This window comes from Bacillus cereus group sp. BfR-BA-01356, assembly GCF_022663635.1.
In the GTDB taxonomy this organism is placed as follows: Bacteria; Bacillota; Bacilli; order Bacillales; family Bacillaceae_G; genus Bacillus_A; species Bacillus_A cereus.
In genome coordinates this window covers 1-522 of record NZ_JAKUFX010000292.1, presented here as the reverse complement: position 1 = coordinate 522, position 522 = coordinate 1, and the positions used below count along the sequence as shown (strand labels likewise).

Sequence of the window (522 nt, the reverse complement as noted above, 5' to 3'; positions counted from 1 at the left end):
CCTTCATCGACTCCTAGTGTCAAGGCATCCACCGTGCGCCCTTTCTAACTTAACCAAACTAAAAATTAAAAAATATGAGCTACACTGTTATCTAGTTTTCAAAGAACATACCATTTGCTATTTAAAATAGCTTTTTGGTGGAGCCTAGCGGGATCGAACCGCTGACCTCCTGCGTGCAAGGCAGGCGCTCTCCCAGCTGAGCTAAGGCCCCAAAATGTATGGTGGGCCTAAATGGACTCGAACCATCGACCTCACGCTTATCAGGCGTGCGCTCTAACCAGCTGAGCTATAGGCCCATACAAATTGCAGGATTTATTTATATCATATCCTCATTTAAGAGTCAATACTGAATTGAACTCTCAAAACTAAACGAAAACGAAACACGGAAACTTATATTGATAAGCAGCGCTTATCAATTCTCCATAGAAAGGAGGTGATCCAGCCGCACCTTCCGATACGGCTACCTTGTTACGACTTCACCCCAATCATCTGTCCCACCTTAGGCGGCTGGCTCCAAAAAGG

Annotated in this window: 2 tRNA genes and 1 rRNA gene; all 3 read right to left on the bottom strand. The window is 45.2% G+C overall.

What is annotated here, in order from left to right:
- Positions 1 to 135: 135 nt before the first annotated feature.
- Positions 136 to 211 (bottom strand) — tRNA-Ala (locus MR168_RS33080).
- Positions 212 to 219: 8 nt separating this feature from the next.
- Positions 220 to 296 (bottom strand) — tRNA-Ile (locus tag MR168_RS33075).
- Positions 297 to 426: 130 nt separating this feature from the next.
- A 16S ribosomal RNA gene (locus MR168_RS33070) occupies positions 427 to 522 on the bottom strand; the annotation flags it as partial.